Annotated in this window: 1 protein-coding gene; it reads right to left on the bottom strand. The window is 37.6% G+C overall.

The window, feature by feature from the left end; genetic code table 11:
• On the bottom strand, window positions 1–881 hold an 881-nt coding region (locus tag RQ763_RS06305; RefSeq protein WP_314151823.1), incomplete at both ends, for a Xaa-Pro aminopeptidase.

The following is an 881-nucleotide window of genomic DNA, read 5'->3' as shown; positions in this document are numbered from 1 at the left end:
CTATACCCATCCAGTGCCCTATTCCATGCGGATAGTACTTTTTATGTTTCTTCTCTTTTATCAGTTTTTTATAATTTCCTTTTAAAATACCAAGCTCCACCATCCCTTTTGTAAGAAGTTTTTCGGCACTCTCCTGCAGATGGCTTCTTTTAACGAGCGGTTTTATCATGGCAATGATTCTAAGCTGTGTATTTAAAACAAGATTATATAGCTCTTTTTGCGCTTCACTAAACTTTCCATTTACTGGGATAGTCCTTGTTATATCACTTGCGTAGTAGTTGTGCTCGCACCCCGCATCTATAAGTATAAGTTCTCCCTCCACAAGCGGCTTCTCATTTTTTATATAGTGAAGCGTATTTGCACTGCTTCCGCATGCAACTATGGAGGTGTAGGCATCGCTGTATGCAGCATTTACTTTAAATTCATGCTCTATTTCTGCTTGAAGCTGGTACTCATGTTTGCCTCTTTTGTCTATCTTCATAGCTCTGTGGTGCGCTTTTGCCGTAATATTTATTGACTCTTTTATCATCTCAATCTCTGCAGCTGATTTGATGAGTCTCATCTTTTGCACAAGCGGCAGGATGTCATGTCTGCTCTTGATATCTTTTGTCCATTTTGAAACTTTTTTCACACTGCTCTTTTTTGAGCTTAACTCAAAATAGAGATTTTTCTTTTCCTTTATAAGCTCTTTAAACTTCTTTTCAAAATCATCTATAATACATACCTCATCAACCAAAAATCTCTTTTTAGCCTCTTTTGCTCCAAGCCTCTCACCCGTCCAAAGCTCAAGGGTTTTATCTTTCTTTTGAACAAAAAGAATAGTCTTTGTCTTGCCTCTGCTTTTTAAAAAAACGAGTGCTGCGTTATCCTCTTTAAAACCG

Origin of the sequence: Sulfurimonas sp. (assembly GCF_032250635.1) — a bacterium.
Taxonomy (GTDB): Bacteria; Campylobacterota; Campylobacteria; order Campylobacterales; family Sulfurimonadaceae; genus Sulfurimonas.
Note: the sequence above shows the minus strand (reverse complement) of the source record. Positions and strands in the feature narration are given on the sequence as shown.